The sequence below is a fragment of the Streptomyces ossamyceticus genome, from assembly GCF_001418475.1.
GTDB lineage: Bacteria > Actinomycetota > Actinomycetes > Streptomycetales > Streptomycetaceae > Streptomyces > Streptomyces ossamyceticus.
The window spans coordinates 1-7613 of record NZ_LIQX01000641.1; the positions used below are offsets into that span (position 1 = coordinate 1).

The following is a 7613-nucleotide window of genomic DNA, read 5'->3' on the forward strand; positions in this document are numbered from 1 at the left end:
CCCCGCCACACGGCCTCCGCCCTGATCGCCGGGCAGTCGGTGGGCGCGGCGGAGGCCGTGTGGCGGGGCGACGCGCTGCACGCCGTGAACTTCTCCGGCGGCCTGCACCACGCCATGCCGGGCGGCGCCTCCGGGTTCTGCATCTACAACGACGCCTCCCTCGCCATCGCCCGACTGCTGGAGCTGGGCGCCGAACGGGTCGCCTACGTCGACGTGGACGTACACCACGGGGACGGGGTCCAGGCAGCGTTCTGGGAGGACCCGCGGGTCCTGACGATCTCGCTGCACGAGCACCCCCGGACGCTGTTCCCGCAGACAGGCTGGCCCGAGGAGACGGGGGCGGACTCGGCCCAGGGGTCGGCCGTGAACGTCGCGCTGCCGGCCGGGACCGGGGACGCGGGCTGGCTGCGGGCGTTCCACTCGGTGGTGCCGGAGGTGCTCGCCGAGTTCCGGCCGCAGGTGCTGGTGACCCAGCACGGCGCCGACACGCACTTCGAGGACCCGCTGGCGCATCTGGCGGTGTCGCTGGACGCCCAGCGGGCGGTGCAGGTGGCGCTGCACGACCTGGCGCACGAGCACACCGAGGGGCGGTGGATCGCGCTCGGCGGCGGGGGATACGCGGTGGTGGACGTGGTGCCGCGGTCCTGGACGCATCTCGTGGGGATCGTGGCCGGGCGGGAGATCGCGCCGGAGACCATGATTCCCGAGGACTGGCGGCAGCAGGTCTTCGCGCGGACACGGCAGTTGGCGCCGGTGCGGATGACCGACGGGCGGTGGCCCGTGGAGTGGGCCGGCTGGGAGGCCGGGTACGACCCCGCGGACCGGCTGGACCAGGCCGTGCTGGCCGCGCGCAAGGCGGTCTTCCCGCTGCGGGGGCTGCTGCCGTAGGGCGGGCGGACGTTAGGCCAACTGTGTGGTTCGGCCAGGGATTCCGGTGGTGGCGTGGGGCGGGTGCGTCAGCATCGGGGTGTGTGGAGTGCGGGGGCGTTGCGGGCTCATCTGGTGGCGGTCGGGCTGGCCGGGAAGGTGGCCACCTCGCGGGAGTCGAGCCTGCGGAGCTACCGGCTGTTCGCGGCCCGCGACCCTCGGTTTCTGATCGGGCTTGATCCCGAAATGACCTGGCGGCAGCGGGATGTGCTCGGTTTGATGGCCCGGAAGTGCGGGGTTTCAGCCGACCCGGGATGTACGACCGGGCAGGATGTGATCGACCCGCGGTTCACCCTGGCGGCGCTGGACCGTTTCGCGGAGCGGCTCGCGGCGGTCGCTCGCCGTGGTGGACCGGTACTGCTCGGCACCGGGCACCCGCATCGGCTGATCGGCTTCTACGGCGCTCTCGCGGACGCTTTGTCGGCGGCGGGATGTGAGGTCCTCACCCCAGCGACGGGTAGACGTGTCGACATAACGACCCGGTTCGGTCTACGCACGTACAACCTCGACTACGTACGAGGTGTCTCCGTCGTCCGGGAGGCGACCGCTTCGCGCTCCCGTTGTGCGACCGGCGTGCACACGCATTCGCCGCTCCCGATCCGGACGGTTCTGGCGGCCGCCGCGGAGGGCGGCGGGCCCCTCCCGGAACTCGTCGTCGGGGACCATGGCTGGGTCTGCGGGGCAGGTCAGCTGGGGTTCGAGGCGATAGGGCTGGCCGACACGGACGATCCGGCTCCCTTCGTGGGGGAGGCCGAGGGGCGGGTGTCCGTCGTCGTTCCACTTGATGACGGTGTGCGGTCTGATTACTACCGACCGCTGACCCGCTACGTACTCAATCGGGCGTGTCTGTCACAGTAGGGCGCCGATGGCATCCCCTCTTCCCCACTCGCATCACCCGCCCCTACATTGGGGAGTGAGCACGCAGCGACGAAGAGTCACCGGAAGGGGAAGCCGGTGGCCGTCGAGTGCGGAAGGTTCAGGTGTGTCATGGCTGCAGCTGGCGAGAGGCCTCTGAACGAGGTTCAGTTCCTGACCGTGGCGGAAGTCGCCTCGGTGATGCGAGTGTCGAAGATGACCGTGTACCGGTTGGTGCACAGCGGTCATCTGCCTGCGATCCGGGTGGGCAGGTCCTTCCGGGTGCCGGAGCAAGCGGTTCACGAGTACCTCCGCGAGAGCTACGTGGGGGTGGAGACTGCCTGACGGTCATCGGGTCCAGGAGTTCCCGGAGGCCCCGCGGGGCGTCCGGGATACCCCTGGTTCACCCTCGATTACGACCTCAGCGCTCGGGCGGGTAGGCTGGCCCCTCGTAGGTCGTATGGGCCCATGGCGCCCAAACACCGAGTGATGAGAAGTGAGCGAGGGTAGTCGTGGGCTCTGTTATCAAGAAGCGGCGCAAGCGGATGGCGAAGAAGAAGCACCGCAAGCTGCTCAAGCGCACCCGCGTTCAGCGTCGCAACAAGAAGTAAGGCGGCCAGGCCCCTGAAAAGGGGCCCGGTGGACGCCCGTCCCGTACGGGCGTCGCACGCCTTGCACGCTTGTGCGAGCGCTGTGGAGAGCGCGTTACTGAGACCCTCCATCGGATTCCGGTGGGGGGTCTCAGTGTTTTTGCCGGTCGTTGGCGGGGTCGCAGTCATCACAGCGCAACAACAACCCGCTAACGTGGCCGCACACGGGGAACGCGGCACAGGACGAGCAGGGATACGCCTACGGGCGCCGACGTTGGGAAGGAAGGCGCTGATCTTGGGGAAGGTCGTGCTCGTGACCGGGGTGGCCCGTCAGCTGGGCGGCCGGTTCGTACGTCGGATCCAGCGTGACCCGGAGGTCGACCGCGTCATCGCGGTGGACGCGGTGCCACCGGAGCATCATCTGGGCGGCGCGGACTTCGTGCAGGCCGACATCCGCCATCCCGCCATCGCCCGTGTGCTGGCCGAGCACAACGTCGACACCGTGGTGCACCTGGACGTCACGGGCACCCCGCTGGGCAGCGGCGGCCGGGCCACGCTCAAGGAGACCAACGTCATCGGCACCATGCAGCTGCTCGGTGCCTGTCAGAAGTCCCCGCTGATCAAACGTCTGGTCGTGAAGTCCAGTACCAACGTGTACGGCTCCGCGCCGCGCGACCCGGCCGTGTTCACCGAGACCATGCCGCCCAAGTCCCTGCCGAGCGGCGGCTTCGCGAAGGACACCGTCGAGGTCGAGGGCTATGTGCGGGGCTTCGCGCGCCGCCGGCCCGATGTGGCCGTGTGTGTGCTGCGGTTCGCCAACATCCTCGGGCCGAGCGCCGATTCGCCGCTCGCCTCGTACTTCTCGCTGCCGGTGCTGCCGACCGTGCTCGGCTACGACCCCCGGCTGCAGTTCGTACACGAGGACGACGTGATCGAGGTGCTGCGGATCGCCTCGCACGAGCCGGCGCGCGGCACCCTCAACAGCGGCACGTTCAACATCGCCGGCGACGGAGTCCTGCTGCTGTCGCAGTGCGCGCGGCGGCTCGGCCGGCCGACGGTGCCGCTGCTGATGCCGGCGGTCAGCTGGGTCGGCTCGATGGTCCGTACGCTGGGAGTGACGGACTTCTCGCCGGAGCAGCTGCGGCTGCTGACCCACGGCCGGGTCGTGTCCACGAACCAGATGCGCGAGACGCTCGGGTACCGGGCCAGGTACACGACCGCGGAGACCTTCGCGGACTTCGCGCGCGGCAGGGGACCCGGCCTGCTGCCCCCCGAGGCCGTCGCGGGCGCCGTGGACCGGCTCGCCGCACTCGCGGTGCCCGCTGTGGGCAGCGGCCCCACCCCGACGCAGAGCGCCAACTGAGGAGCGCATCAACGATGGCGGATGCCAAGGTCATTCCGTTCGACGACGACCGGACCCGTGGGGGCGCCGCGCAGCGCCCGTCGCGCCGCCGGAGCGCGGGAAGCCGGCGCAACGGCGAGAGCGCGGCCGTGCGCGACGTCCGGGAATCCGGTGAGGTCCAGGCCCTCCCCGGACTGGCGGGCAGCACGGATGATGTCCCTGTGACACGGGAGAAGCCACAGCCGCCCCAGGAGGCCGCCGAGGCAGGGGACGGCGGGGCGCTGGAGCGCCGGATCGCGGGCGGTCTCGCCTTCCTGCGCAAGCGGCTCACCGGGGACTACGAGGTCGACGACTTCGGCTACGACGCCGAACTCACCGACCAGGTGCTGATGTCGCTGCTGCGGCCGCTGTACGACAAGTACTTCCGGGTCGAGGTGAAGGGCATCGAGAACATCCCGGCGGAGGGTGGCGCTCTGATCGTCGCCAACCACTCCGGGACGCTCCCGATGGACGGCCTGATGATGCAGGTCGCCGTGCACGACAACCATCCCGCCGGGCGCCATCTGCGGCTGCTCGCGGCGGACCTGGTCTTCATGCTGCCGGTGGTGAACGAGCTGGCCCGCAAGCTGGGGCACACCCTGGCGTGCGCGGAGGACGCCTCGCGGCTGCTGCAGCAGGGCGAGCTGGTCGGGGTCATGCCGGAGGGCTTCAAGGGCCTCGGCAAGCCCTTCGGGGACCGCTACAAGCTCCAGCGGTTCGGCCGCGGCGGCTTCGTCTCCACCGCGCTGCGCGCGGGCACGCCGATCATCCCGTGCTCGATCGTCGGGGCGGAGGAGATCTACCCGATGATCGGCAACTCCAAGACGGTCGCCCGCCTGCTGGGTTTCCCGTACTTCCCGATCACTCCGACGTTCCCCTGGCTCGGCCCGCTCGGCGCGATCCCTCTGCCCACCAAGTGGACCATCCAGTTCGGCGAGCCCATCCCGACCGACGGCTACCCGCCGGAGGCCGCGGAGGACCCGATGCTGATGTTCAACCTGACGGACCAGGTACGGGAGCAGATCCAGCACACCCTGTACAAGCTGCTGGTGCAGCGGCGGTCGGTGTTCTTCTGAGGCATGCGCCGACTGGGGCGTTCGCCGACATACGACGATCGCCGACGTACGACGATGGGGCGCCCTTCGCGAGGAAGGGCGCCCCATCGTGGTGCCGGGTCAGTCGGTGTCGTCGCCGTCGATGCCCAGTCCGGGCAGGAGGCCCGGGAGGAGGGGCGGGACGGTGACGTCGGGCTCCTGGGGCAGGGTGCTCTTGTTGGTGGACGGGGAAGTGCTGGAGGTGCCGTCCTCCGGCGGGTCGAGCAGACCGCCGGTGGTGCCGCCGACGAGGCTCTCGCCGCCGCTGTCCGACGCGGACGGGTCGGGCTTGCCGCCGCTCTCCCGGCTGTCCGCGGAGCCACCACCGCCGGTACTGGGCGCCGGACGGCCGGAGTCGGCCGAGCCGGGGGCCCGGGAGCCCGGGGAGCGGCGCTGCTTGTCGTCGCCGCCCGGTGCGGGGGACTTCGGCAGCAGCGCCCGGTGCGGGGCGACCTCTTCGTCTATGGCGTCGAAGACCGAGGACACCTGCTGACTGACGTCCCCGAGCTGGACGGGCAGCCGATCGCGCAGCGCGCCCCATGCCTCCCGGTGGGACTGGGAGAAGGCCGACAGGGCCTCGATGGGGTCGAGGGAGCCCGGGTCGCGCTGGTAGGCCTCGTGCAGCAGGCGGTGGCCTTCGGCGGCGTCGTGCTTCATGCCGGTGAGGGCCCGGCGGACGTCGCCCAGGGACTCGTGGTCGAGGTGTCCGCCGCGGCCGCGCTCCATGAGCCTGCGGGCCTCGCTGAGCCGGGTGGACGCCTGGTCCAGATAGAGCCGGCCCCGGTCGTCGGTGTCGTCGGCCAGGGTGAGCTTCACGTCCTCGATGCCGCGCTTGAGGCCGTAGAGCGAGTCACCGGGTAGGGCGTCGGAGCTGGCGGCGGCCACACCGCCGAAGGCTCCCGCGGCGACTCCGACGCTGAGCCCGCCCGCGGCGAGGCCCTTCGCCAGCCGTGAACGTGGTCGCAGTTTGCCCAGCGGGCTCGCCCGGTGGGCGCCCCGCGACTTGCCGGATCGCCCGCCCGTCTCCCGCCACCGCCCTTCTGCGGAAGTCGCTGCGCGCCCCTTCTGGCTGGGCACCGAAGAGTCCTTCGCCTCGCGCCCCGCGAGCGTGCCGTCGCGCAGCATGGCTTCCATCGCGGCCACCAGTTGGGCGCGCTGGACCACTTTGACCGCGGGGTCAAGCTCCGGCTTGGGCAGCGCGTCGAGACCGGTGGCCAGGGTCAACAGGCGTCCCTGGTCGGTCTGTTCCGCTGCCGGGGCCGGTGCCGATCCCTCGGGCTGCTCGGCCGCCGTGCCCTGGTCGGACAGCTCCTCCAGGGCCTGGGCGAAGGCGTTCGCCCGCCGGTGCGCCGATACGTTCGCGATCACTGGCGGCACCTCCTCTCGTCATGACGGTCGACTCCCCAGGGGGTCCTGAGGGTTGCACGTCCCCGACCAATGCACACGATCGAGTGATCGATGTCGGCCGGGCCGTGACCACAGGGAGCCTGTATCCCGCTCAACGAGTGGTGCGGCACTTGGGTTACGGACGGAGGAGGAACCGGCGAAGAAGTCAACGGGAGGCGACCGAGGGTGAGTTGGCGGTCGCCGAGAGTGTCCGGACGCAGCGCTCGGTGCTGGGGCGGCTATGGCTCGCCGGGGTGGGTCCTGCCGGAGGTGGGCGGGTCAGCGGGCGTCGTCCGGCAGGAGGCGGGCGAGGGTGCGGACCGCGCGGTACTGGAGGGTCTTGATCGCGCCCTCGTTCTTGCCCATGACGCGGGCGGTCTCGGCGACGGAGAGGCCCTGGAGGAAGCGGAGGGTGACGCACTCCTGCTGCTGGGGGTTGAGGCGGCGTACGGCCTCGAGGAGGGCGGCGTTGGAGAGGGACTCCAGGACGGAGTCCTCGGGGGAGCGCTCGACCTCGTTGGCGTCGAGCATCTCGCCGGTGGTGACCTCCAGCCGGAAGCGGCTGGACTTGAAGTGGTCGGCGACGAGGTTGCGGGCGATGGTGACCAGCCAGGCGCCGAAGTCGCGGCCCTGCCAGGTGAACGTCCCGATGCGGCGCAGGGCGCGCAGGAACGTCTCACTGGTGAGGTCCTCGGCGGTCGCCTTGCCGCCCACGCGGTAGTAGATGTAGCGGTAGACGGTGTCGCTGTACTGGTCGTACAGGCGGCCGAAGGCGTCGGCCTCGCCGGACTGGGCGCGTTCGACGAGGTCCATCATGCGGGCGCTGTCGCTGTCCGCGGCGGGACGGCGGGTGGTGGTGGCGGTGGATCCCGAACGGCCTCGTCTGCCCACCTCCCGCCCGTCACCCGACCTCCGCCCCCCGGTGACGGCGCTGCGCGCCGACCCCTGTTCGATGCCGTCGGCCAGTGCGTAGCACGGGCCTACGGGCGTGGCGGCGGAGGCGAGGGCGGGGACGGCGTACGCGGTGGGGACGAAGCCGCGCAACAGGTTGTTGACCGTCGCGCGCAGCGTAGCCAGGCCCGAGGCGTCAACCCCGACGTGTGGGTACACGGGACTCCCAGAGGCAGAGCTTCCATCACGTGCAGTGCGGAACCATTCACCCGTCGTAGCGACGGAGGGGCACCGGTTTGCGTTTGAGGAGAATAACGCTTCGTGCAGGCACTGCTACACCCAGTTGCTCAAATCGTCGATTACGTCGCTTCTGTTACCGATTGACGGCTGCTCAAGTATCGATGCGTGATCGGTCTTTGATCGATTGGGTTCGCGTTCCGTCTGAGTGCGGGGCGTGTTGTGGTCGGGTGCGGACGGGGGGACTGGGGG

At 70.6% G+C, this 7613-nt stretch carries 8 protein-coding genes; 6 read left to right on the forward strand and 2 right to left on the reverse strand.

Annotated features, from left to right (window positions below):
• The 6 genes from AOK15_RS35550 to AOK15_RS35570 form a co-directional block, all read left to right on the forward strand.
• On the forward strand, positions 1–888 hold an 888-nt coding region (locus AOK15_RS35550), incomplete at its 5' end, for an arginase family protein (RefSeq protein ID WP_055522504.1).
• Between the two features lie 81 nt (positions 889–969).
• On the forward strand, positions 970–1785 hold the full coding sequence (locus AOK15_RS35555; RefSeq protein ID WP_055522506.1) for a phosphatase: 816 nt from the start codon (positions 970–972) through the stop codon (positions 1783–1785).
• A 129-nt stretch (positions 1786–1914) separates the two neighbouring features.
• Positions 1915–2127: a helix-turn-helix domain-containing protein gene (locus AOK15_RS35560; protein WP_004984898.1), complete on the forward strand. Its 213-nt coding sequence runs from the start codon at positions 1915–1917 to the stop codon at positions 2125–2127.
• Positions 2128–2294: 167 nt separating this feature from the next.
• Positions 2295–2393, forward strand: a complete 99-nt coding sequence (locus AOK15_RS43075) for a 30S ribosomal protein bS22 (RefSeq protein WP_003948845.1) — start codon at positions 2295–2297, stop codon at positions 2391–2393.
• 274 nt (positions 2394–2667) lie between these two features.
• Complete coding sequence (locus AOK15_RS35565; protein ID WP_055522507.1) at positions 2668–3735, forward strand: NAD-dependent epimerase/dehydratase family protein; 1068 nt, start codon at positions 2668–2670, stop codon at positions 3733–3735.
• 14 nt (positions 3736–3749) lie between these two features.
• On the forward strand, positions 3750–4829 hold the full coding sequence (locus AOK15_RS35570) for a lysophospholipid acyltransferase family protein (protein ID WP_055522509.1): 1080 nt from the start codon (positions 3750–3752) through the stop codon (positions 4827–4829).
• A gap of 99 nt (positions 4830–4928) precedes the next feature.
• Here the strand turns inward: AOK15_RS35570 and AOK15_RS35575 are convergent, their stop codons facing one another.
• On the reverse strand, positions 4929–6215 hold the full coding sequence (locus tag AOK15_RS35575) for a DUF5667 domain-containing protein (RefSeq protein WP_055522512.1): 1287 nt from the start codon (positions 6213–6215) through the stop codon (positions 4929–4931).
• Positions 6216–6512: 297 nt separating this feature from the next.
• Positions 6513–7343 carry an ECF subfamily RNA polymerase sigma factor, BldN family gene (locus tag AOK15_RS35580; RefSeq protein WP_055522514.1) on the reverse strand — a complete coding sequence of 277 codons (831 nt, stop codon included), beginning with the start codon at positions 7341–7343 and terminating at the stop codon, positions 6513–6515.
• Between the last annotated feature and the right edge of the window lie 270 nt (positions 7344–7613).

What these genes read in the sequence shown, in the direction of transcription:
- AOK15_RS35570 (WP_055522509.1), top strand. Translation starts at nt 3,750, where the DNA reads ATGGCGGATGCCAAGGTCATTCCGTTCGACGACGACCGGACCCGTGGG.
- AOK15_RS35560 (WP_004984898.1), top strand. Translation starts at nt 1,915, where the DNA reads ATGGCTGCAGCTGGCGAGAGGCCTCTGAACGAGGTTCAGTTCCTGACC.